Genomic DNA, 22316 nt, shown 5'->3' with positions numbered 1-22316 from the left:
TTTGCAACCCACCGCCCGGGACGCGGCCGAACTACCCCCGCAGCACGCCTCCGGTTGCCTTTTCGACCTTGCCGACAACCTTGGACGACACCGCCTCGATGTCCTTCTCGGTCAGCGTCTTTTCCGAGGGTTGCAGCCGCACGGTGATTGCCAGCGACTTCTTGCCTTCGCCCAGCGAGCCGCCGATGAATTCGTCGAACACCCGCACCTCGGAGATCAGCGCCTTGTCGGCGCCGCCGGCGGCGTTGACCACGTCGAGCGCCGCCACATCCGCGTCAAGCACGAAGGCGAAATCGCGTTCCACCGCTTGCAGGTCGTTCAGCTCCAGCGCCTGACGCGTGGCGCCGGATTTGCGCGGCAGCGGGATATCTTCGGGGAAGAGGGTGAAGGCCATCGCAGGGCCTTTCACGTCCATCGCCTGCAACACCCTGGGGTGCAGCTCGCCGAAGATGCCCAGCACCTTCTTGGGCCCGAGGCAGATCACCCCGTGGCGGCCCGGATGCCACCAGCCCGGACCGTCGCGGCGGATCTGCGCCTTGGCCGGGGCGCCCATCGCCGCCAGGATCGCCTCTGCATCGGCCTTGGCGTCAAAGACATTCACCGCCCGCGACGCGCCATGCACATCCTTGGGCCCGGTGCGGCCGACCAGCAGGCCCGCCACCTGGGTGCCCTGTTCGCCGGGCTCGCCGCCCGAGAACACATGGCCGAGCTCGAACAGTGCCATGTCCATGAAGCCGCGCGCCTGATTGCGCGCCGCCGCCTGCAACAGCCCGGGCAGAAGGTCGGGGCGCATGTGGCTCATCTCGGACGAGATCGGGTTGGCCAGCCGGGTCGCATCCTCGCCGCCGCCAAAGAGCCGGGCCGAGGCCTCGTCGATGAAGCTGTAGGTCACGCATTCGTTGTAGCCCAGCGCCGCCGTGCTGCGCCGCGCCGCCGCCTCGCGCTTCTGCATCGGCGAGAGGATCGGCCGCGGCACGCCTTCGGAGGGGCGCGGCAGCGGTTTCGCCGGCAGCTTGGTCAGCGAGGCGACACGGGCCACCTCTTCCACCAGGTCGGCGGTGCCCAGCACATCGGGGCGCCAGGACGGCACCTGCGCGGTATTGCCCTCGAGCCGGAATCCCAGCGAGGTCAGGATCTGGCGCTGCTCGCTCTCGGGGATCTCCATGCCGACCAGCGATTGCAGCCGCTTCGGGTCGAGCTCATAGGCGCGGGCCACATTCGGCACCTCTCCGGCCACCACGATCGACGAGGCTTCGCCGCCGCAGAGATCGAGGATCATCTGCGCCGCATCCTCCAGCGCCTGCATGTTGTAGGCCGGGTCGATGCCGCGTTCGTTGCGATAGCGGGCGTCGGAATTGATCTTGAGTGCGCGGCCGGTCATGGCGATCTGGATGTGATCCCAGACCGCGGCCTCGAGAAAGACGTTGGTCGTCTCGAGCGTACAGCCGGTGGCCAGCCCGCCCATGATGCCGCCGATGCTCTCGACGCCCTGGTCGTCGGAGATCACGACCTGGCCTGCCGCGAAAGTGTACTCCTTGTCGTCCAGCCCGGTCAGCAACTCGCCGCCCCGGGTGCGGTGCACCCGGAGGTTGCCTTTGAGCTTGTCGGCGTCAAAGACGTGCAGCGGCCGGTTGCGGTCATAGGTGAAGAAATTGGTGATATCGACCAGCTTCGAGATCGGCCGCAGCCCGATGGCGCGCAGCCGGTCCTGAAGCCACTGCGGGCTGGGGCCGTTTTCGATGTTGCGGATCAGCCGGCCGGCAAAGACCTCGCAGCCGTCCTTGCGGGTGTCGTCGTCGATACGGATGGCGATCGGGCAGGGGAACTGGCTCTCGACATGGTGCCGGTCGGGGGTCTTCAGCTTGCCCAGCCCGCGCGCCGCCAGGTCGCGGGCAATGCCGTGCACGCCAAGCGCGTCGGGGCGGTTGGGCGTGATGGCGATCTCGATCACCGGGTCGACCTTGGCCGGGTCGTTTTCGGCCAGCCAGTCGGTGTAGCTTTGACCGACCTCTCCCGAAGGCAGTTCGATAATGCCTTCATGCTCTTCCGACAGCTCCATCTCGCGTTCGGAACACATCATGCCGTAGCTCTCGATGCCACGGATCTTGCCCACGCCGATGGTGGTGTCGATGCCCGGCACATAGACACCGGGCTTGGCGATCACCACGGTGATGCCTTCGCGCGCGTTGGGCGCGCCGCAGATGATCTGGGTCTCGCCCTCGGCGGTGGCCACCTGGCAGACCTTGAGCTTGTCGGCATCGGGGTGTTTCTCGGCGCTGACGACCTTGCCGATGGTGAATTCCGCCAGCCGCTCGGCCGGATTCGAGACCTCCTCGACCTCGAGGCCGAGATCGGTGAGCGCATAGGTGATCTCATCGACCGAGGCCTGCGTGTCGAGATGATCCTTGAGCCAGGACAGGGTGAATTTCATGTGCGTCGCTTCCGGTCAGTCAATCGGTTTGGCCGGGAGATACCGTAAAGGGGGGACAGGGGAAAGACCCGGCATGCCGCGGCGCCGCCCCCCGATCCTTCTTCTGTTCGAAAATATCGCGGAGGGCCCGCAAGGTGGGGGCAGAGCCCCCTCCGCCATCGCCTAGGCTGCGCTCACCAGCGTGCTCGGTGCCGCCACCTCGATGCCCAATGCCTGGCCCACCGCGCCATAGGTCAGCTTGCCGGCATGCACGTTCAGCCCGTTGAGCAGGTTCTCGTCCTCGGCGCAGGCGCGTTTCCAGCCCTTGTCGGCCAGCGCCAGCATGAAGGGCATGGTGGCATTGCCCAGCGCGATGGTCGACGTGCGCGCGACGGCGCCCGGCATGTTGGCGACACAGTAATGCATGATGCCGTCGACCTCGTAGATCGGGTCGGCGTGGGTGGTGGCCTTCGAGGTTTCGAAACAGCCGCCCTGATCGATCGCCACGTCCACCAGCGCCGCGCCGGGCTTCATCTCCGAGAGCTGCGCGCGCGAAATCAGCTTGGGTGCGGCGGCCCCGGGGATCAGCACCGCGCCGATCACCATGTCGGCCTCGCGGGCGATCTCGGCGGTGTTGCCGGCGCTGGCATACATTGTCTTGAAGGTGCCGCCGAAGACGTCGTCGAGATAGCGCATCCGCGGCAGCGAGCGGTCGAGCACGGTGACATCCGCGCCCATCCCGGCGGCCACCCGGGCCGCATGGGTGCCGACGACGCCGCCCCCGATCACCGCCACTTTCGCAGGGCCGACACCGGGCACGCCGCCCATGAGGACGCCGCGGCCGCCATTGGCCTTTTGCAGCGTCCATGCGCCGACCTGCGGCGCCAGCTTGCCCGCCACCTCGGACATCGGCGCCAGCAGCGGCAGCCCGCCGCGGCCGTCGGTCACCGTTTCATAGGCAATCGCGGTGCAGCCCGAGGCCAGCAGGTCGCGGGTCTGCTCGGGATCGGGAGCAAGGTGCAGATAGGTGAACAGCAACTGCCCCTCGCGCAGCATCTTGCGCTCGCCGGCCTGCGGCTCCTTGACCTTGACGATCATCTCGGCCTCGGCAAAGACCTGTTCGGCGCTGTCGACGATGCCGGCGCCCACGGCGCTGTAGGCTTCGTCCTCGAAGCCCGCGCCGGCACCGGCGCCGCTTTGGACGATGACCTCGTGACCATGCGATATGGCTTCCTGGGCCGCGTTGGGCGTCAGGCCGACGCGGAATTCCTGGGGTTTGATCTCGCTGGGGCAGCCGATCTTCATCTTGGGGTCTCCCTGTTGGATTTTCTGTCAGCATGGCGCGGATCTGGGGGCAGGTGATTGACATTTTTCCTTGGTTCCGGGGCATTTTTCGGAGACCCTTCGGTAATATGGAGATCTCATCGAAGGATACTTGCCTGAATGCAGTTGGACCCGACGGACCGACGAATCCTGACCGTGCTTCAGAAACACGGCCGCATGTCCAACGCCGACCTGGCCGAGCGGATCAATCTCTCGGCCTCGGCCTGCCACCGCCGGGTGCAGCGGCTCGAGGACGAGGGGATCATCCGCGACTATGTGGCGATGCTCGATCCGCGCAAGCTGGGGCTGCCCTCCACGGTCTTTGTCGAGATCTCGCTTTCGGGGCAGTCCGACGAATTGCTCGAGGGGTTCGAAACCGCGGTGGCGCGGATTCCCAATGTTCTGGAATGCCATCTGATGGCGGGCACGGCGGATTACATCCTCAAGCTGGTGGTCGAGGACACCGACGATTTCGCCCGCATCCATCGGCAATATCTCACCCGCATCCCGGGTGTGGCGCGCATGCAGTCGAGCTTTGCCCTGCGCACCGTGTTCAAGACCACGGCGCTGCCGGTCTGAGACGCCCGCCGGCGCGGCCCCGGCGCGGGCTGACACGAAAGCGTCAAACCCGGCTGATAAAGCCGCCGAAACGACAGACTTGGAGCCCCCCATGACCGAAGATGACGACCGCGCGCTGGACTGGCTTGAAGCGGAGCTTCAGGACACGCTGGACGAGGATATCGAGATCGAGTTCTCGGAGCCGATGCTGAGCCGCGAGATCCGCAAGATCTACCTGCGCGAACACCCCGAGATGCTGGGCCGCGAGGTCTATTTCCGCAACCTGCTGCGGCTCCAGGCTGAGCTGATCAAGGTACAGGACTGGGTGCAGCACACCGGCGCCAAGGTCTGCATCCTGATGGAAGGCCGCGACAGCGCCGGCAAGGGCGGGGTGATCAAGCGGATCACCCAGCGGCTGAACCCGCGGGTCGCCCGGGTGGTGGCGCTGCCGGCGCCGTCGCGGCGCGAGCAGTCGCAATGGTATTTCCAGCGCTATGTGCCGCATCTGCCCGCCGGCGGCGAGATCGTGATGTTCGACCGCTCGTGGTACAACCGCGCCGGGGTGGAGCGGGTGATGGGCTTTGCCAGCGACGACCAGGTCGAGCAGTTCTTTCAGGACGTTCCGGAATTCGAGCGCATGCTGGTGCGCTCGGGGGTGATCCTGCTGAAATACTGGTTCTCGATCACCGACCAGGAACAGCAGTTGCGCTTCCTGATGCGGATCCACGATCCGATGAAGCAATGGAAGCTCTCGCCGATGGACCTCGAGAGCCGCCGCCGCTGGGAGCAATACACCAAGGCCAAGGAAGAGATGTTCGCCCGTACCAACATCCCCGAGGCGCCGTGGTACATCGTCGAGGGCAACGACAAGAAACGCGAGCGGCTGAACTGCATCGAGCACATCCTGTCGAAGATCCCCTACGAGGAGGTGCCGACCGAGAAGGTGACCCTGCCGGAGCGGGTCTACAACCCCGACTACGAGCGCCAGGTGCTGCCGGACGAGCTTTACGTGCCCAAGGTGTATTAGGGCGGCAGCCGGCGCGCCGGTGGGGGCGCTGCCCCCGGCGCCTCCGGCGCCCCCCCCCGAGGGTATTTTCGGCAAGAGGAAAGACAGCGCGGCGGTTCAGTTGCAGATGGTTTGCAGCGCGCGCCATTCCGCATCGCCGAGGACCGGGCGCGCGGCAAAGCCCGGCGGCAGGTCGGTCTCGGCGGCGAGGATGCGCTCGGAGAGCGCGGGATGCGAGGTGAAATGGGCGAGAAAGCCCTCCGCCTCGCCATAGGTCCTGCGCAGCCGGTCGAAGAAGCTGCCGAGCGCGGCAGGCGGGATGCCGGTGTCGAGCAGGAGATCGCGGGCGAAGGCATCGGCGGCGGCCTCGGCCTCGCGCGAGTAGCTGGCCTCGATCAGCTGTTCGGCGAGAAGGAGCACCAGCGCGCCGCCGGCAAAATCGCCGAACAGCAGGCCGAGCACGCCGATCGATCCGGCCGAGCGCAGCGCGTGGCGGGTGGGATCGCGGCTGACCACATGGCCCAGCTCATGGGCAAAGACGGCGGCGACCTCTTCGGGGCTTTCCGCCGCTTGCAGCAGCCCGCGAAAGAACACCACGTAGCCGCCGGGCAGGACGAAGGCGTTGATCATCTCGTGGTCGAGCACATGCACCGAGATCTCCTGCCCGGCCGGCAGACCGGGGGCGAGGCGGCTGCGGATCGTCTCGAGCGCGGCCCGGCCCTGCGGGGTTTCGCAGAAGGCGACGGGCTGGCCCATGCCGGTTTCATCCAGCGCGCCGCGGATCTGCTCGAGCGTGGCGGCGCCGAGGGCGCGTTCGCCTTCGGGCGGGATGAAGTTTGCCATCTGGTTGGCCAAGGCGGGCACCAGCACGAAGACGATCAGCGCCACCGAGGCGACCGCCGCCAGGGCCCAGGCGGCGAGCCTGCCGCGGTTGACCAGCGGCGCCGGGCGGCGCACGTCGGGCAGGCGTTCGAGCAGCAGCGCATCGTCGAGGATCAGCCGGGCCACCGGGTCGTCCCGGCGGTGCAGGATCACCAGGTCGCCGCCGCCCTGATCGGGCAGCAGGCGCAGCGCGTCGAGCGGCCAGTGCAGGGGCGGGGCGCCGATACGGGCGATCTTCAGCGCACGGACCGCTTCGTCGACGGTGACCCGGGCGAGATCGCCGATCGCCGTGTCGCCATCGAAATAGAGGCCTGTGGCCTCATAGGCCTCGGGCGCGGCGCCGATGCGGACCACGGTCATATCGAGGCCCCCAGGTCCAGCGCCTCGGCGAAGCCTTCGGCCTCCTGGAACTCGTCCCGCGCGCGTTGCGAGACCCGGGACAGGGCGGCGGAGTTGTGGATCGTCAGCGTGGTGGCGTAGTGGCGCCAGGTGGGCATCGTCACCCAGGCATGGGTGAAAGTGGCCCAGAGCAGGAAGATCGCGAAATAGAGCGCCACGCCCAGCGCCACCAGCAGCGGCCGGGGCAGGGCCGCGAGCAGCGCCCCAAGCTCGCCGAACTCCTGCATCACCTCGGTCTGGGCGAATTGTACCAGCGCCACGCCGAAGCCCAGCAGCCCCAGCGGCAGCGCCAGCACCAGCGCCGTGGCGAGCGTGCCCAGAACGGTGATCATCAGGATGCGAAACGGTCTTGGCCGGGCGGTCAGGGCAAGGCCCATGGCGGATTTGTGGTTGGCCAGCAGGCGGGTGGTCTCGACCCGGTAATAGACATAGCCATAGGCCGCCAGCCCCCAGGCGGCGAGGATCAGCGTATATCCTTCGCCGCGGCCCGCCCCCAGCGCCAGCGCGCTGCCCAATCCGCCCAGCAGCAGCGCCGCAAGGAGCGGCCAGGTGGCGCGGTAGAGCATGGTCCAGCGGCCGCCCTGGGTCAGCCTCGCATTGCCGAAATAGGTCCGGTCGGTGCGGTATTTCTCGAGCCAGAAGGTCATGCGCGGCCAGAGCAGGCCGAGGCTGAGCAGGGTGATCGTCCAATGCATCATCGCCCGCCAGACATAGCCCCAGGCGCCCGGCGCCATGCCGAAGCGCACGCCGCGCCAGCGGGTGCGGGCCAGCACATAGCGCCGCGCCCGGTAGCGGGCATAGAACCACAGCGGGATCACCCCGAGGAAGCTGAGCGCATAGGCCGCGTAATTCTGCTGAAAGAGCGAGAAGCTGACAAACATCAGCGCCAGGTTCACCACCCCGATGTAGAAGGCGAGGATCACCACCGCGACCAGGAAGCCGAGCAGCTTTTCATAGGGGTCGCCGACATATTCCAGCGGCGTGCCGCCGGGGCGGGTGGCCGACCAGTACCAGCGGCGCAGCCGGGTCTTCATCCAGAACCGGTAGAGGCCGAGGGTCAGCACGGTGAGACAGCCGGTCTTGAGCGCCAGCCAGAACACCGCGCGGCGGCGGCCGACGAAATCGATGGCGAGGCTGTCGGGCGGGCTGGGGCTGGCATAGCTGCCGCGCGGCGGCCAGCCCTCGGTATGGCTCGGGGCTTCCTGGGCGGCCGCCGGGGTCGCCAGGGCCGGGCCGCCGGCTCCGGGCGAGGCCTTTTCCCAGGCTGAGGTCTCCGGCATGTCAGGCTCTCCGCGGGCTGTCCTGTTCCAGAGGAGAACGCTGCCGCCCGGTTGTCAACCAACCGGGCGGCAGCGGGTGTCAGGTAAAGGTGTTGTCCCGCGGGAAGCCGCGCGGCGCCATGCGGCCGGTTCCGGCACGTTTGCCCTGCCATTCGGCAAGGTTGCTCTCGGTGCGGGTGCGCCCGGCCGGATCGCGCCAGCTCAGCCCGTCGGCGAGGGTAAAGGTGGTGGCATCCGACATGCCGCCGTCCTTGTACTTTTGCAGCCGAACACCCTTGCCCCGGCCCATTTCGGGCAGTTCGTCGAGGCCGAAGACCAGGACCTTGCGGTTTTCGCCCACCACCGCCACGGCATCGCCGGTCACCGGCTTGCAGACCCGGGCGCGGGTGGGCGCACGCACGTTGAGCACCTGCTTGCCGGCGCGGGTCTGGGCCACGACCTCGGCTTCCGGCACGACGAAGCCGTCGCCGGCCGAGGAGGCCACCAGCAACTTGCGCTCGGGGCGGTGAATGAAGAGATCGACGATCTCGGCCTCGTTCGGCAGATCGACCATCAGGCGCAGCGGCTCGCCCATGCCGCGCCCGCCGGGCAGGTTGGCGGCCGAGACGGTGTAGAACCGGCCGTTCGAGCCGAAGACCAGCAGGCGGTCGGTGGTTTCCGCGTGAAAGATGAAGCGCGGGCCGTCGCCGTCCTTGAACTTGAGTTCGCGGTTCAGGTCGATATGGCCGGTCATGGCGCGAATCCAGCCCATCTGCGAGCAGACCACGGTGATCGGCTCGCGGTCGATCATCGCCTCGAGCGGCACCTCCTCGATCTGGCCTGCCTCGGCAAAGGCGGTGCGGCGGACGCCGCCGGCGTAATCCTTGCCAAAGGTCTTCTTGGCCGTTTTCAGCTGATCGCTGATCCGGTCCCATTGCAGGCCTTCGTTTTCCAGCAAATCCTCGAGCCCGGCGCGTTCCTCCATCAGCGCGTCGCGCTCGTTCAGGAGCGCCATTTCTTCCAGCCGGCGCAAGGCGCGCAGCCGCATGTTGAGGATCGCCTCGGCCTGCACTTCGGTCAGGCTCTGGGCGTCGGTTTCGGCGGGCGGGACATAGTCGTTTTCATCGGTGGCACGGATGAAATCGCGGCCCCAGTCCTCGCGCATCAGCGCTGCCTTGGGCGCGTCGTCATAGCGGATGATGTCGATCACCCGGTCGAGGTTGAGGAAGGCGATGATCAGGCCTTCGAGCACCTCGAGCCGGTGGTCGATCTTTTCCATCCGGTGCAGCGAGCGGCGTTGCAACACCTCGCGGCGGAAATCGAGGAAGGCGCGCAGCACCTCCTTCATCGAACAGACCTTGGGTGTGACGCCGTCAATCAGCACGTTCATGTTGAGCGAGAACCGCACCTCGAGATCGGAGCTGCGGTAGAGCATGCCCATCAGCACATCGGGATCGACGTTCTTGGATCGCGGTTCCAGCACCATGCGGATGTCATCGGCGCTCTCGTCGCGGATGTCGGCGAGGATCGGCACCTTCTTGGTCTGGATCAGCTCCGCGATCTTCTCGATCAGTTTCGACTTCTGCACCTGAAAGGGGATCTCGGTGATGACGATCTGCCATTGGCCACGGCCCAGATCCTCGATCTCGTGTTTCGCCCGCAGGCGGAATGACCCGCGGCCGGTGCGATAGGCCTCGGCGATGTTCTCTTTCGGCTCGACGATCACCCCGCCGGTGGGGAAATCGGGGCCGGGCACATAGTTCAGCAGGGTCTCGTCGCGGGCGTCCGGGGTACGGATCAGATGCAGGCAGGCGTCGATCAACTCGGGGATGTTGTGCGGCGGGATGTTGGTGGCCATGCCGACCGCGATACCCGACGAGCCATTGGCCAGCAGGTTGGGGAACTCGGCCGGCAGGACGGCGGGTTCGGTCAGGCGGCCATCGTAATTGTCGCGAAAATCGACGGCGTTCTCATCCAGGCCGTTGAGCAGCGCCTCGGCGACAAAAGTCATCCGCGCTTCGGTGTAGCGCGAGGCGGCCGGATTGTCGCCGTCGATGTTGCCGAAGTTGCCCTGTCCGTCGACCAGCGGATAACGGACGTTGAAATCCTGCGCCAGCCGCGCCATCGCATCATAGATCGCGGCATCGCCATGGGGGTGGAAATCGCCCATGGTGTCGCCCGAGATCTTGGCCGATTTCAGGAACTTGCCATTCGAGGCCAGCCGCAGCCGGTGCATCGCGTAAAGAATGCGCCGGTGCACCGGTTTCAACCCGTCCCGCGCATCGGGCAGGGCCCGGTGCATGATGGTCGAAAGCGCATAGGTCAGGTAGCGTTCGCCCAGCGCCCGGCGCAGGGGTTCTGCCAGATCGGCCTGGCCGATGTTGTTGTCGGAAGTGTCGTCGCTCATGGATATTGTGTAGCCTCAGCAGCGGTGACCGTAAAGCACCTGATGTCTCACAGCGCCTTGTACCTGAAAGGAGATGTAAAGGGGCATCGGGATAGGAGGGGAGCGCCAGGCAGCTTTTCCCTTAGTCCGTGTGTTCGAATCAGCTATCCAGACATCGGAGCAAAGTAAAGTCTGCCAGTACGAGTAAGCGGGGGCGTTTGGGTATGAAATCCTATGTTTGGGTGACGTTCGGGCTGTTGGGGTTGATCTATTACGAGATGTCCGGCGGCGCCGATTTCGTGCCTGGCGACCGGGGCGTCAAGGTTTTTGCCCGGGTCGATCCGGTGATCGTCCGGGAAATGTCCGGCGGAGCCGAGGTGACGCGCCTGGCGCTGGTCGATGCGGCCAGCCTCGGCCCCGATCCGGCCGAGTTCCCCGACAGGACGCAGATCGAGCTTGAAACCGCGGTCCTGACCGCGATCCGCAGCCAGGAACCCTCGACCGAACCGGCCGCGTCCCGGGAAGAGACCCGGGTTGCCGTCGCGCTGGCAGTCGCCGAAGCGGTGACGGATCGGCCGGGTCAGGACGCCGCGCCGAGAGACCTGCGGACGGTCAATGGTTCGCGGGTCAATCTGCGCGACGGTCCGGGCACCGGCTTTGGCGTTCTGGGTACGCTCGCGCGCGGCACCGAGGTCGAAGTGCTGGAAGACTCCGGCGCCGGCTGGGTGCGGTTGCAAGTGGTGCCCGAGGGACAGATCGGCTGGATCGCGGATTTCCTGCTCGACGGAGCCTGATCTCGGTGGCGGTTCGCCGGGCCGCCCCCTCCCTTGTGAGGAATGTGCCATCGCGCGGCCCAGCGGGCCTCGGGGTGTGTCGCGGATCAACAAAAATCCGGGAGCAATGGAACCATCGGACTCCCCGCAGTGTTAACCTCACAACCGGCCGCGACGGCTGAGACGGCACAATCAGGCGGCACCATCTCCGGGAAACCTGCTTCGGTTTTCCCCGCGTTTCGCGGGCCCTGTTGTGCAATCCAGATCTCAGCCCGGGCGCGGGACCTGCCGCATCGGTTGCGGCATCGGATGTGAACGGGAGATCGCGCCATGAAAACCTATGTCTGGTTGACTTTCGCCTTTCTTGGCTGGGGCTATTACGAGGCCTCGGGCGGCGCAGATTTCCAACCGGGAACCGCCAATGCCGACGGCGCCGCCATTGCCGCCGAAGCGTCGCAGGCCGAGACGCCGCGGAAGGTGGCCCGCCGCCAGGCGGCCGATCTCGCCCCGCGCGGAACCGTCCAGCGGCAACTTGAAACCGCGCTGCTGACTGCGCTGCGCGACAAGCACCCCGCCGCGCAACCCCGGACCCTGAGCAACGTGAAGGCCCTGGCCTTTGCCGCAGAGGCGCAAGAGCCCGCACAGGACGACCAAGTCTCCGCCGCGCCGGCCGTCGCCCGAACCGATGCACCGCCGCTGCGCCCCGATGACTTGGGTGAAACGATCGGCGAGTCCGAGATACCCGTGGCCATTGCCTCGAACACCCGGGCGGCCCCCGAGGCCTCGCTCCGCCCGCGCCTGCGTCCGCGCGCGCTGGCCGGAGCGCCGTCGGGCGCGACGCTCACGGTCTCGACCCGCAGCCCGGCCGGGCAATTTGCCAGCGGCCGTATCACCGCCTCGCGGGCCAATCTGCGGATGGGGCCGGGAACCAATTTTCCGGTGCTGTCGGCGATGACCTCGGGGACCGAGGTGCGCATCCTGCGCAGCGGCCAGGACGGCTGGGTCAAGCTGAAGTCGGTCGAGAGTGGCCGGATCGGCTGGATGGCCGGTCATCTCGTCGCCACACGGTGACGCCTGCGGATCTCTGCTTGCGTCTGCCGCCCGCCTCGCTCACATCATGCGCGTGACGTGACCACCGACAGGAGCCCGCATGCGCAAGTCCATCCTGATTACCGGCTGTTCCTCGGGCATCGGCCGCGACGCTGCCCTGGGCCTGCAACGGCGGGGCTGGCGTGTCTTTGCCTCTTGCCGCAAGGAGGCCGATTGCCAGGAGCTGCGCGATCAGGGCTTTGAGAGCCCGCGCATCGATTATGCCGACCCCGACAGTATCCGCTCCGGTCTGGCGCAGGTGCTCGAGGCCACCGGCGGGCGGCTCGATGCGCTGTTCAACAACGGCGCCTATGCGGTGCCCGGCGCGGTCGAGGATCTGCCGCGCGAGGCGCTGGCCGAACTGTTTCAGACCAATGTCTTTGGCGTGCACGACCTGACCCGGCAGGTGATCCCGGTGATGCGGGCGCAGGGCCATGGGCGGATCGTCAATTGCTCGTCGATCCTGGGGTTCATCGTCGCCCCATGGCGCGGCGCCTACAACGCCAGCAAACATGCGCTCGAGGGGCTGACCGACACGCTGCGGATCGAGATGCGCGACACGCCGATCCGGATCATCACGCTCGAACCGGGGCCGGTGACCTCGCGCATCCGGCAAAACTCCGTGCCGCATTTCGAACGCTGGATCGATTGGGAAAACGCGCCCCGCGCCGAGCAGTACCGCACCCGGCTGCGCAAGCGGCTGTATGACGAACGCGGACCGGACCGGTTCGAGCTGCCGGCCTCGGCCGTGACCGAAAAGCTCTGGCGGGCGTTGGAGGATCCGGCGCCGCGAGCGCGCTATTACGTGACCACGCCGACCTATGTCTTCGGCCTGCTCAAGCGGCTTCTGCCGACCGCCTGGCTCGACTGGATCCTCGCCAAGGGGTGAGGCGATACGCCATTTCGCTTTCGCCCGGCGATGGCGTATGTCACAGGCAATCACCAACCGGGAGGCCGTCATGGCGAATGATCCGCTCTTTTACATCATCGGCGTCGCCCTGCTCTGCGTCGTGGCCATTCTGCTCTTTGGCATCGGCAGCTTTGCCAAGGGCGGGGCGTTCAACAAGAAATACGCCAACAAGGCGATGCGCTGGCGGATCATCGCACAGTTTGTTGCGGTGGTGCTGATTCTGCTGTTTGTCTGGATCCGGGGAAAGGGCTGACATGGTTGTACTGAGCAAGATCTACACCCGCACCGGCGACAAGGGCGATACCGCGCTGGGCAATGGCACCCGGGTGGCCAAACATGCGCTGCGGGTCGACGCCTATGGCACCTCGGACGAGCTGAACGCCACTGTCGGGCTGGCGCGGCTGCATGCCGAGGGCGAGGCCGACGCGGCGCTGGCGCGAATCCAGAACGACCTGTTCGATCTGGGCGCCGATCTCTGCAACCCCGAGCCGGAAGACGGCGAGACACCGGAGTATCCGCCGCTGCGGATGGTGGCCGAACAGACCACGCGGCTGGAGGCCGAGATCGACGCGATGAACGCGCGGCTGACGCCGTTGCGGAGCTTCATCCTGCCCGGCGGCTCGGCGCTGGCGGCGCATCTGCATCTCTGTCGCACGGTGGCGCGCCGCGCCGAGCGGCTGGCGGTGGAGCTGGCCGGGGCAGAGCCGATCAACAGCCACGCGGTGACCTATCTCAACCGGCTGTCCGACTGGTTCTTCGTGGCCGGCCGGATCGCCAATGACGATGGCGCCGCCGACGTGCTCTGGGTGCCCGGCGCAAACCGCTAGGCCGGTAATCCCGCGCGCCCCGGGCGTGTCCCGGGGCCCCTGCCTGTCGAGGGGCGGACCTTCTGCCTACTCCGGCACCTTGAAGGTCAGCGAGGCCCAGAGCGATTCCCACACCGGGTCATCCTCGGCCACCGGCTCCAACGGACGGACCACCACCGCATCGGCAAGATAGACCTGCCCCGGGGTCACCGGCAGCAGCGCAACCCCCTCGGCGTCGGTGCGCAGCAGCGTGATCTCGACCTCGCCCTCGGGCGATTTGGCAAAAAGCTCGACCTGCGCATCGGCCCGGGGCGCGCCCTGATAAAGCACCCGGACTGGCAACCCGTCCGAGAGATCGTCGGTATAGGGATTGGCCAGCGCCACGATCTCGGTTTCGAGGCCTGCCTCGCGGTCGGCCCCCGCGCCATCGCCGACCGCGATCAGCGCCTTGCCATACCGCGAATAGCGCTCGCGCACGCCGGTCTCGGACAGGCCGCGCGCCTTGTGTTCCTCAAGCAGCGGCGCCCAGTCCTTGTGGATCAGGAAACTTTCGAACAATTCGTAGTCCTGATAGGTCAGGACGGTGTCGTTGGTCACATGCACGACCACCGCCAACCCGTCGTCCGGCGTCGGCACGCGCAGGGCCGGCCGGTCGCCGGCGCGGCCCCGGATCTGATAGGTCTGGTCGTTCATCAGGATGTCGAACCGCCGGATGCGCGGCGGAAAGTAGGAATAGGCCGGGCCTTCGAATTTTTCTCCGACGCGGATATTGGCCATCAGGAAGCTGTTCGACGGCACCTGCCAGGCCAGCGCATCGATGTAAAACTCATGCGCAGCCGCGAGAAGCGGAAAGGCGCTGAGCCCCAGTCCGAGGCCAAGTGTGGCGGTCAATCGTCGTATCATCGGGAACCCTCCTGCAAGATGCGAACGATAGCGCGCCCGGCGACATCGGCAAGCCGGCTCACGCAGCTTTGCGCGCGCGACCCTCGATGGTCTTGGCGAATTGCGCCACCCGAACCGAAAACTTCCTTGTCATCCGCGCCTTGGCCAGCTTCAGCGACTGCACCAGGAGCCGCGCCGAGAGCGTTCTGGGGGCCAGCCGCGCCTGCACGTTCATCCGGGTGCGATTGGGCGTCAGCGCGGTCAGGTCGATGGTCATCTCGGTCTCCATCCCGCCGGCCTTGCCGGCAAAGGCCAGAGCCTCCGGCGGCAGGATGCGCAGCAGCGCGATATCGGCCTCCATCTCGCGTCCGCGAAACTTGAAACCGGCGGTCCAGCGCTGGCTGGCCTCAGGGTCTGTCCCGACCCCGGCCGGGGCGCCATGCCTGCGAACCTTGACGCCCCGGCGCATCGCCTGGCGTTCCATGGTTTCGAAATCCGAAAGCGCGGCAAAGACCTTGTCGATCGGCGCTTCGATGTCTTCCTGACTGGTGAATTCCATCTGACGGCCCGGCCTGTTTTTGTTGGCCGTCAGTCTTGCGTCAATCCAGCGTATCCGCAAGCCAGTTCCGCAGGAGAAACTGTGCAATTGCACCTTTCCGCGCCGGCAGGAGCACCGGATGATCGCCGGCAAAGGCGGAGACCATCTCCTCTCGGCTGACCCAGCGCGCATCCTCGAGCTCGACCGGGTCGAGGGTGATGGCGCGCGCCAGCGCCTCGCCCTGGCAGCCAAACATCAGCGAGGCCGGAAAGGGCCAGGGCTGCGAGGCGAGGTAGCTGACCTGGCCCACCGGAATGCCGGCCTCTTCCAGCACCTCGCGGCGCACCGCCGCCTCGAGCGTTTCGCCCGGTTCGACAAAGCCGGCGAGCAGGGAATACATCCCCTCGGGCCACCCGGGAGAGCGGCCGACAAGCACGGAATTGCCATGGGTGATCAGCATGATGACCACCGGATCGGTGCGCGGGAAATGCTGTGCGCCGCAGTCGCGGCAGGCGCGCTGCCAGCCGGCGTTGATGATCTCGGACTTGCTGCCGCAGCGCGAACAGAAGCCATGGCTGTCGTGCCAGCCGAGGATCGCCTTGGCAGTTGCCGCCAGTTCGGCGTCGCGCGGGGTGAGCCGGGTCATGTTCATCCGCAGCTCGGCAAAACCCATGCCGCCGGGCAGGTCGGGGTGGCGTTGCACCGAGGCATCGACGAAGTGCCCCAGCGTCCCGCCGTCGAGATCCACCGGTTCCCACGCCGAGAGGTTGCAGGCAAAGATCGCCGCACCGCCCTCGCGGCCGAGCAGCATCAGGTCGTCGTCGCCCTGCGGCAGCACCGGGTGATCGAGCGGCAGGCGGATCAGCGCGCCGGTTTCCTCGTCCAGCAGCGGCTTGCCGCGCCAGATCAGCACGGCGCGGGCCTGCGGGTCGGCCTGCGCGGCGGCGAGGGCCGGGGCATCGCCGCGAATCTCGGCCGCGCGGTCGAGGGCCGAACCGCCAAAAGTGACCGTTTCCGCGTGTTTCATGCTGGCTCTCCCGTAGGTGTCAGCGTGGGGATGGCATGCGGATGCCCCTCTTGCAAGCGGCGGCGCGGTTGATTACATAGCGGGTCGAGAGGTTGGCGCGGGCAGGCGCCTCGCCAACCCGGTCAGGTCCGGAAGGAAGCAGCCGTAACGAGCCCCGCTTGGGTCGTTGTCCAGCCTCTCACCAGATTTCTTCACAAGGCGTTGAAATTTATCAAATGCCCTGCTCTCAAGGGCTTGGGACCGTTTGCGGTGACGGTCACGATGACAAAACGGACGTGAAGATGGCAGACGCGACAGATAATCTCGATGTGGCTGGAGGCCGGGCGGTACGTGTTTCGTGCCCTTCCAAGGCGCTACGATTCGGTCCCGGGTAGAGAGCGCCATCAACGGTGTCCGGCCCCGGCGAATGGACGCGGGAGCGTCGCGTGGCCCTGCCGTTTTGCCCGGTCTTCCGCTAAGCTTCTGATCAGAGCCATTTCCTCGACGCCCTCATTTGCAGGAGACCGCCACCGTGAAGACGACGCGCATCGGGCAACTGGTGATCGACACCGCCGATGCGCTGGCGCGCGCGCAGGATGCCGACAGCCATTGGTGGGCGACCATGGGCATTGCGCGTCGCCTTGGCGCCGAGGCGGTGAACATCGGGGGTTTCAACACCGCTCCCCGCCAGGTCAATTGGGTGCGAAGCTCGAAGGATCCGCTCTGGCTCGAGCAATACAGCCAAGAAGGCTTCGCCACGGTCGATCCCCTTGTTCGCGGCGCCTTGTCCAGGGATGTCCCTCTGCTTGTCGATATTGCGCGCGAAGAACGGCGTGCGCCGGCTTCGGGAAAGCTTCGCGACTGGCGCGCCGCGAGCCTGAGCTACGGCTACAATTTCCTGATTTCTTATGGCTGCTATTCAGGGGAGCAGGGAGCGGGCATCACGCTGAGCTGCCGCGATGATCCCACCTCGCTGTTCGGGGCCGGAACCCTGCGAGCGTTTTCCGCCGTTTCGGCGATGATGGCGAACACGCTGATCGAGTCGAAGGACGATATTCACGAGGGCTGGGCCTATGGCGCGGAATGTGAGCGGCTGTCGCCATCGGAACGCGACGTTCTGGCGTTTATCGCCAACGGGCTGACCGGACATATGATCGCGGACCTGCTGAACGTCACCGAATTCGAGATCTGGCGGCGCATTCGCAATGCCTGCCTCAAGATGCAGGCGAAGACCGTCGAGCAAGCGCTGGCCAAAGCGATTTCGAGCGGTCTGGTGGAGCCCTGACGCGACAGGGCCCCAGACGCAATCGCGGCGCGCGGGGCAAGACAACCCCGCCTGCCGCCTCAATCACCCGGGATTTCGCCGTCGAGCCAAGCCCGCGCCGCATCCAGCCCGTCGCGCGGGAACACCCGCATCCGGGTGGGCAGAAGCGCGCCCACCGACCGGGCAATCGGGCTCAGCCAGCCGATGTCGGTGACCACCGCGATATGGCTGATATGCGGCAGCGCCTTGATGTCAAACCGGAGGCCGGGCAGCAGAAGGCCCGGGTCGAAGCCCGAGACATGATCGACCACCTCGATCATCTGCACCGTGCCATGGGCGTTGATGAAGGCTTCCATCGGACCGGCGATGCTGTCGTAGTCCGCCTTGGTGATCTGGCCGCTGACGGTGAATTCGACGCGCTTTTTCTCGGGGAACTCGGTATAGGTGACGGCCATGGTGCGTGCTCCCTTGGTTGGATGCCGGCGGTCTTCAGGCCGGCGTGGCGGAGGCGGCCTGATCCGGCTCAGCGTTTGCGTCGCCCGCCGGCGCTGCGGGCATGAAAGTCCGGCGGGCGTCTTGCCACCCAGCGGATGAAATTCGCCAGCCGGGGATGGGCGCGCAGGGCCTCGGCCGTGTTGAAGTCGCGCGCCAGTTCGGCCTCGGTCAGCGTGGCGTGTATCTCGTTGTGGCAGATCTGCGGTATTATGGAGCAAACTCACCAAATATGGTTATTGAATAACCTGAAATGGTGATGTATGCTGCCGCCATGAGACAGCGTTATTACTACCGCCCATGGAAGGATGAGAGCCTTGTGTCGGCTTTGCACTTCATGCGGTGCCGGATTATTCGTGAGGGGCTTGAGGGCCAGGAACATGCGGACGCGCTTTTATGTCAGCTTGGCGTTGCTCCGGAAAGCCTGCCGTTGCCGCGTAAAATCCCCCACTACTTCAAGCGAGGCGAATTGCAGAGAGCCATCTTCGATGCGCTGCGATGCGGCCCGTTGACCGGCGCTGAGATAGCAGAACGCGTAAGGGCGGGGCTTGACCCCAAGGCTGCTTACAGGCGCACATATCAAGCGCTGTGGGCCATGCAGAAGAATGGAATGGTGCAGAATGATAGGGGGCTTTGGTCCCTCATGGATGGGGAGGGCGACCCGTGAGCCGCCCTCCCTGAGTCACTATGCCGCCTTCTCAAAAGCGTTTTTGAATGATTGGCTCTCGACGAGGAGTTTTGTCCATGCCGCACTCTTACACTCGACCACCAACAGCAGGTCCTCTCTGCCGAGAATGGTTTGCAGACGATCACGAAGCGCCGCAACCGTACCCGGGTAATCAACCCACCATACTGTTTCGAGAACGCGGGCGTATGTTACCGCCAGCTTCGGTATCAGATCATCCATCTGGCGGTGAGACGGATTTGGCCCGTTAAGGTCATAAGTGACCAGCATATTTGCCATACTTTGCTACCTTTCGTGTGGCAAAGAGCGTCCGTTAGCCGAAGCCCGGCTTGACTAAACGCCCTTATTTCGTGTAGAAAAACGATGACGGCACCGCAGAGCCGCCATCGTCCGCCTTTCGGCTAAAGCCGCGCTTGGTGGGCGCGGCTCAGTCTATCAAAGCGGCCTGCCACATAGGGATACTCCTTTCATTGACCGGACCGGTCGAAGTTGGGGTTTTGAAAAGCGAAGATGCCGCCAGCATCTTCGCTTTTCGCTTCTTCAGGTTCTGCGGAGCCTGAAGTTTCGGACGGGTCAGCGCCAATGAGCGCCAGCCCAGAACCTGTAAATTCAAATTTTCCGTGGCCAACACGGTCGAACCATCCGGCTTTAACGGCGTTCATCATTTGAGTTCGCTGCCCGCCCGCACTGGCCTCATGTCCGGCCAACTCGATGGCCGCGCTCAAGTCTTCATACGAATAAGGCGCATCCGCAGTTTCGTAGAGCGCCTTATAAATGCTAACCCACTTGTCCGATGCGCCTGCCTTCGGCGACATATCAATATCAATGTGTTTCGCCAAGTCAGCGATTCCAGCGCGCTCCATGGCTTTAACGGCCTTGTCGTATGCGTCCGCCTCAACTTGAAAGCGGTCCGCCTCACGCTGCGCCTTCTCAACACGCTCAAGCGCACCGGCCCGTTTTTTGACGGCTTCGTCGCGCAAGCGCAAGATGATGTGGATTTCGTTTGCCATACACCGACTCATATGTGCGCAGGCGTAAAACGTCAAGCTGAAATCGCTGCGCATTAAGCGCTTACGTTTGCGAGAACAAGCGGGCAACTTGCGCCAAGGGGATGCGCGCCCGGTGTTTTTGTCACCTCTGCCAGTAGCCGCACCACTGTGCCGACTTCTCGGCAAGTGCCGCAGCGCCAACGGCCATCGTGAACTGGTGGCCGTTGGCAACGCGGTTGTTGTCCTCGCGCCAAGCCATCTCAACGGCGTATGCGTGAAGGTACTTCCCGGCGATGTGATGATGAATGCCGATTTCCGCGCGGCGGATGCGGCTAAAGAAGCTTTCGGCCTGATTGGTGCAGGCTCCGTCTTTTGAGTATGCCTCTTTGTGATTGATACGCTTTATCGGGAAGTTGGCGGCGAGGCGATCCCAATGCGAAGCTTCGTCAGCGTGAACGGTCGCGCCCTTCTCGACGGTCCGCTTGACTACGGCAACGCCTTCGGCTTCGTTGGTGCCAACGTGGGTGCGGGTTTCACCGCCACGCTCACGAACGGCAATGACGACCTGACGCTTGCCAGACTGGTTGATTTTCTTGCGGCGGTCCTTGCGGTCTTTCCGCTCATTGGCAGGCTTCACATAGCCACCGAAGTACGCGCCATCGACCTCAACGTCGCCTTTAAGCGCGCCAGCTTCGCGGGCGGTCTCTATGGCTTCGCGGACCTTATGCAGCAGGACAAACGCAGTCTTGTAATCGACTGCAAGGTCACGAGACAGTTGCAGGGCGCTGTATCCCTTGGCTCCATTTATGAACACTGCGATTGCCGCCAGAATGTCGCGAACCGCCAGCTTGCGGCTGTGAAAGATCGTGCCGCTGGTGACGCTGAATTGCTTACCGCAGCCTTTACACTTCCAGACCGGGCGGGTTTTCAGGTCATAGTGTTCAACGCAACCGCACTCGGGGCAGATCGGCTCACCTTCCGTTTCCGTCCAGCGCAGAGCCCGGAACGCGGCCCGAGCTTCATCATCCGACATGCGCATGATCTTGACCAGCGATAGGGTCTTTGCGGCGGGGGAGAGGAGGAAGTGCTGAGCCATAACAATAACCTTATTTGGTTATTAATTTATGGCATTGGACAAACCGCCCGTCAAGCACTAATATAACCATATCCGGTTATTTGAGGCCATCATGAACGTGATCGACGAAACGACCCGCCCAGCCCCTCCGACGCCAACGGCCAGGAAGGGCAATCCCTTGAATGCGGAGTTTGAGGAAAAAGCCAAGCGCTTCCTTCGCGATGCGATGGCACAGAAGGGCGTGACCTACGACCAGCTAACAGAACGCCTTGCGTCCATAGGGGTTGATATGAGCAAGGGCGGTGTGGCGAACAAAATAAGCCGTGGCGGGTTTAGTGCAGCGTTCCTACTTCAGTGCATAAAGGCACTTGATTTGGAGATTGAGCCAGTCGAGAAATAGGCTCGCCTTTCCAAAAGAACAGGATTCGATATGGTACATACCACCGAAGCGGAAATAGCAACCGCAGTTATGCGTATTGCTGCGCGATCTCCGGATGGAACCGCAACTTTTGAACAGCTATATAAAGAGATTCCGAGCGAAATCACACTGACTGCGGATGACCAACGTCAGTCTACCACGCGGCCCAATGAACAGATGTGGGAGCAAATCGTGCGAAATATCCAGTCACATCATGAGGCTGAGGGGAATGCGATTGCCGAGGGCTGGTTGGTTCACGTACCTAAGACCGGTTGCCAAATCACCGACGCTGGAAGGAAACGCATCTAGCGATACTTTGCCTTGTATCCAGGCTGGAGCCATTTCAGTTCGGTGCCGAAGCTATCCTTGTCCCAAACAAACCAAGCATAAGCTGTGGTCCCACTACCTTTCACAGTAGCGCCAGCGGGATAGAATGTAATCCGCTCACTGAAAATCCAAACCCTAGAAGGCGGCGAAATCGAGAATATCGTTTTTTGTCGATTGACGCCTTCTAGGAATGCAAGCCGAAGTAGAAGCGCGAACTTCCGGCGTGCTGACACTAATCCGGTTCGCACGAAACCCTCTGCGGCATTATACGGCGGGTTTGTAACTACATTGTCCGCCTTCAACGCCGTATCAAGAAAGTCCACTCCGGCCTCCCCGTACCCGCGATTGTAAAGATCGGAGCTTTGGATACTCTTTCCCGTCTTCTCCAGAACGTTCGACATCGCGCCATCGCCACAAGCGCACTCCCAAATACCTCCATCAAACTTCTCATTGTCGATGAGTGCGTGGGTCGCCCAAGCAGGAGTGGGAAAGTAGTCTGGGCCGTCTAAGTCCGCAAACCGCTTCGTTGTCGGCTTGAACCCGCCGTTGAGGTTATATGTAGCATCCATAGTAAAAACATAGCAGAATCATGGAGTTAGTCAACGCCAGCTAAGTGATTCGAAAGACTCGATAATTTTCCAATGTAACCATATTTGGTGAGTTTGCTCCATAATACCGCAGATCTGGTGCAGCAGCACCGTTGGCCCGCGCTTGCCGCCCTTGAGCCTGGGGATCAGGTGGTGCAGCGATTGTTGCGCCGCCGGCGGGATCGGGCGGTGGCAGAGCGGGCAGATCGGGTCGGGCGCGTCGGTCATCCTGCGCCAACCCTAGCCGGAGAC

24 protein-coding genes, 1 other RNA gene and 1 pseudogene are annotated in these 22316 nt (G+C 64.6%); 12 read left to right on the top strand and 14 right to left on the bottom strand.

Annotated elements, in window-relative coordinates; translation table 11 throughout:
• Nucleotides 1–31: 31 nt before the first annotated feature.
• Both pheT and ald read right to left on the bottom strand, forming a co-directional pair.
• The gene (gene pheT, locus AC0J5K_RS15110; RefSeq protein ID WP_274564250.1) at nt 32–2431 is read right to left on the bottom strand and encodes a phenylalanine--tRNA ligase subunit beta; all 2400 of its coding nucleotides are present in this window, start codon (nt 2429–2431) and stop codon (nt 32–34) included.
• A 162-nt stretch (nt 2432–2593) separates the two neighbouring features.
• Nucleotides 2594–3715, bottom strand: coding sequence for an alanine dehydrogenase (ald, locus tag AC0J5K_RS15105; protein WP_074835893.1), 1122 nt, complete (start codon nt 3713–3715; stop codon nt 2594–2596).
• Nucleotides 3716–3853: 138 nt separating this feature from the next.
• Between ald and AC0J5K_RS15100 the strand changes: the two genes are divergently transcribed.
• On the top strand, nt 3854–4312 hold the full coding sequence (locus tag AC0J5K_RS15100; protein WP_048533159.1) for an Lrp/AsnC family transcriptional regulator: 459 nt from the start codon (nt 3854–3856) through the stop codon (nt 4310–4312).
• Between the two features lie 91 nt (nt 4313–4403).
• On the top strand, nt 4404–5318 hold the full coding sequence (ppk2, locus tag AC0J5K_RS15095; RefSeq protein WP_074835891.1) for a polyphosphate kinase 2: 915 nt from the start codon (nt 4404–4406) through the stop codon (nt 5316–5318).
• Between the two features lie 96 nt (nt 5319–5414).
• Here the strand turns inward: ppk2 and AC0J5K_RS15090 are convergent, their stop codons facing one another.
• The 3 genes from AC0J5K_RS15090 to AC0J5K_RS15080 form a co-directional block, all read right to left on the bottom strand.
• A complete protein-coding gene (locus AC0J5K_RS15090) occupies nt 5415–6539 on the bottom strand; it encodes a M48 family metallopeptidase (RefSeq protein WP_274564255.1) in 1125 nt (374 codons plus the stop codon).
• Entirely contained in the window at nt 6536–7858 is a 1323-nt protein-coding gene (locus AC0J5K_RS15085; protein WP_274564257.1) for a DUF898 family protein, read from the bottom strand. Before AC0J5K_RS15085 ends, AC0J5K_RS15090 begins: the two co-directional genes overlap by 4 nt.
• Before the next feature lie 79 nt (nt 7859–7937).
• Nucleotides 7938–10244 (bottom strand): DNA topoisomerase IV subunit A, encoded by a 2307-nt coding sequence (locus AC0J5K_RS15080; protein ID WP_074835887.1) that lies wholly within the window; start codon nt 10242–10244, stop codon nt 7938–7940.
• A 203-nt stretch (nt 10245–10447) separates the two neighbouring features.
• Here AC0J5K_RS15080 and AC0J5K_RS15075 point away from each other — a divergent pair, with 203 nt between their 5' ends.
• From AC0J5K_RS15075 to AC0J5K_RS15055, 5 genes are all read left to right on the top strand, one after another.
• Nucleotides 10448–11017, top strand: a complete 570-nt coding sequence (locus AC0J5K_RS15075) for an SH3 domain-containing protein (RefSeq protein WP_074835886.1) — start codon at nt 10448–10450, stop codon at nt 11015–11017.
• Nucleotides 11018–11326: 309 nt separating this feature from the next.
• Complete coding sequence (locus AC0J5K_RS15070) at nt 11327–12067, top strand: SH3 domain-containing protein (protein WP_074835884.1); 741 nt, start codon at nt 11327–11329, stop codon at nt 12065–12067.
• Between the two features lie 79 nt (nt 12068–12146).
• Nucleotides 12147–12974 carry an SDR family NAD(P)-dependent oxidoreductase gene (locus AC0J5K_RS15065; protein WP_048533153.1) on the top strand — a complete coding sequence of 276 codons (828 nt, stop codon included), beginning with the start codon at nt 12147–12149 and terminating at the stop codon, nt 12972–12974.
• Between the two features lie 70 nt (nt 12975–13044).
• Nucleotides 13045–13248, top strand: a complete 204-nt coding sequence (locus tag AC0J5K_RS15060; RefSeq protein ID WP_048533994.1) for a twin transmembrane helix small protein — start codon at nt 13045–13047, stop codon at nt 13246–13248.
• Between the two features lies 1 nt (nt 13249).
• Nucleotides 13250–13822, top strand: coding sequence for a cob(I)yrinic acid a,c-diamide adenosyltransferase (locus AC0J5K_RS15055; RefSeq protein WP_048533152.1), 573 nt, complete (start codon nt 13250–13252; stop codon nt 13820–13822).
• Nucleotides 13823–13888: 66 nt separating this feature from the next.
• Here the strand turns inward: AC0J5K_RS15055 and AC0J5K_RS15050 are convergent, their stop codons facing one another.
• From AC0J5K_RS15050 to nudC, 3 genes are read right to left on the bottom strand one after another with little or no spacing between them, the layout of a single operon-like run.
• Complete coding sequence (locus AC0J5K_RS15050) at nt 13889–14704, bottom strand: DUF4198 domain-containing protein (RefSeq protein WP_074835883.1); 816 nt, start codon at nt 14702–14704, stop codon at nt 13889–13891.
• 58 nt (nt 14705–14762) lie between these two features.
• Nucleotides 14763–15242 (bottom strand): SRPBCC family protein, encoded by a 480-nt coding sequence (locus AC0J5K_RS15045; RefSeq protein WP_074835882.1) that lies wholly within the window; start codon nt 15240–15242, stop codon nt 14763–14765.
• A gap of 40 nt (nt 15243–15282) precedes the next feature.
• Nucleotides 15283–16248, bottom strand: a complete 966-nt coding sequence (gene nudC, locus AC0J5K_RS15040) for an NAD(+) diphosphatase (RefSeq protein ID WP_274564269.1) — start codon at nt 16246–16248, stop codon at nt 15283–15285.
• Between the two features lie 86 nt (nt 16249–16334).
• Here nudC and ffs point away from each other — a divergent pair.
• Both ffs and AC0J5K_RS15030 read left to right on the top strand, forming a co-directional pair.
• An RNA gene (ffs, locus tag AC0J5K_RS15035) (signal recognition particle sRNA small type) lies at nt 16335–16431 on the top strand.
• A gap of 328 nt (nt 16432–16759) precedes the next feature.
• Nucleotides 16760–17512, top strand: coding sequence for a helix-turn-helix transcriptional regulator (locus AC0J5K_RS15030; RefSeq protein ID WP_274564271.1), 753 nt, complete (start codon nt 16760–16762; stop codon nt 17510–17512).
• A 59-nt stretch (nt 17513–17571) separates the two neighbouring features.
• Here AC0J5K_RS15030 and AC0J5K_RS15025 read toward each other — a convergent pair whose 3' ends face one another.
• A complete protein-coding gene (locus AC0J5K_RS15025; RefSeq protein ID WP_274564273.1) occupies nt 17572–17946 on the bottom strand; it encodes a SpoIIAA family protein in 375 nt (124 codons plus the stop codon).
• A gap of 296 nt (nt 17947–18242) precedes the next feature.
• Here AC0J5K_RS15025 and AC0J5K_RS15020 point away from each other — a divergent pair, with 296 nt between their 5' ends.
• Nucleotides 18243–18650 (top strand): hypothetical protein, encoded by a 408-nt coding sequence (locus tag AC0J5K_RS15020; protein WP_274564274.1) that lies wholly within the window; start codon nt 18243–18245, stop codon nt 18648–18650.
• Between the two features lie 18 nt (nt 18651–18668).
• Here the strand turns inward: AC0J5K_RS15020 and AC0J5K_RS15015 are convergent, their stop codons facing one another.
• From AC0J5K_RS15015 to AC0J5K_RS15005, 3 genes are all read right to left on the bottom strand, one after another.
• Nucleotides 18669–18947, bottom strand: coding sequence for a hypothetical protein (locus tag AC0J5K_RS15015; RefSeq protein WP_274564276.1), 279 nt, complete (start codon nt 18945–18947; stop codon nt 18669–18671).
• Nucleotides 18948–19135: 188 nt separating this feature from the next.
• The gene (locus AC0J5K_RS15010; protein WP_274564278.1) at nt 19136–19678 is read right to left on the bottom strand and encodes a hypothetical protein; all 543 of its coding nucleotides are present in this window, start codon (nt 19676–19678) and stop codon (nt 19136–19138) included.
• A 121-nt stretch (nt 19679–19799) separates the two neighbouring features.
• Nucleotides 19800–20753: an IS1595 family transposase gene (locus AC0J5K_RS15005; protein ID WP_274564280.1), complete on the bottom strand. Its 954-nt coding sequence runs from the start codon at nt 20751–20753 to the stop codon at nt 19800–19802.
• A 91-nt stretch (nt 20754–20844) separates the two neighbouring features.
• Between AC0J5K_RS15005 and AC0J5K_RS15000 the strand changes: the two genes are divergently transcribed.
• Complete coding sequence (locus AC0J5K_RS15000) at nt 20845–21132, top strand: DUF6471 domain-containing protein (protein ID WP_274564282.1); 288 nt, start codon at nt 20845–20847, stop codon at nt 21130–21132.
• 30 nt (nt 21133–21162) lie between these two features.
• Nucleotides 21163–21459: a hypothetical protein gene (locus tag AC0J5K_RS14995; RefSeq protein ID WP_274564284.1), complete on the top strand. Its 297-nt coding sequence runs from the start codon at nt 21163–21165 to the stop codon at nt 21457–21459.
• Here the strand turns inward: AC0J5K_RS14995 and AC0J5K_RS14990 are convergent.
• Both AC0J5K_RS14990 and AC0J5K_RS14985 read right to left on the bottom strand, forming a co-directional pair.
• On the bottom strand, nt 21456–22046 hold the full coding sequence (locus AC0J5K_RS14990) for a hypothetical protein (protein ID WP_274564286.1): 591 nt from the start codon (nt 22044–22046) through the stop codon (nt 21456–21458). The two genes, AC0J5K_RS14995 and AC0J5K_RS14990, sit on opposite strands and share 4 nt — an antisense overlap.
• Nucleotides 22047–22154: 108 nt before the next feature.
• Nucleotides 22155–22292, bottom strand: a pseudogene (locus AC0J5K_RS14985) (HNH endonuclease); the annotation flags it as partial.
• Nucleotides 22293–22316: the final 24 nt, after the last annotated feature.

The sequence above is a fragment of the Marinovum sp. E3 genome, from assembly GCF_055755275.1.
This window is presented reverse-complemented; position numbering and strand designations above follow the sequence as displayed.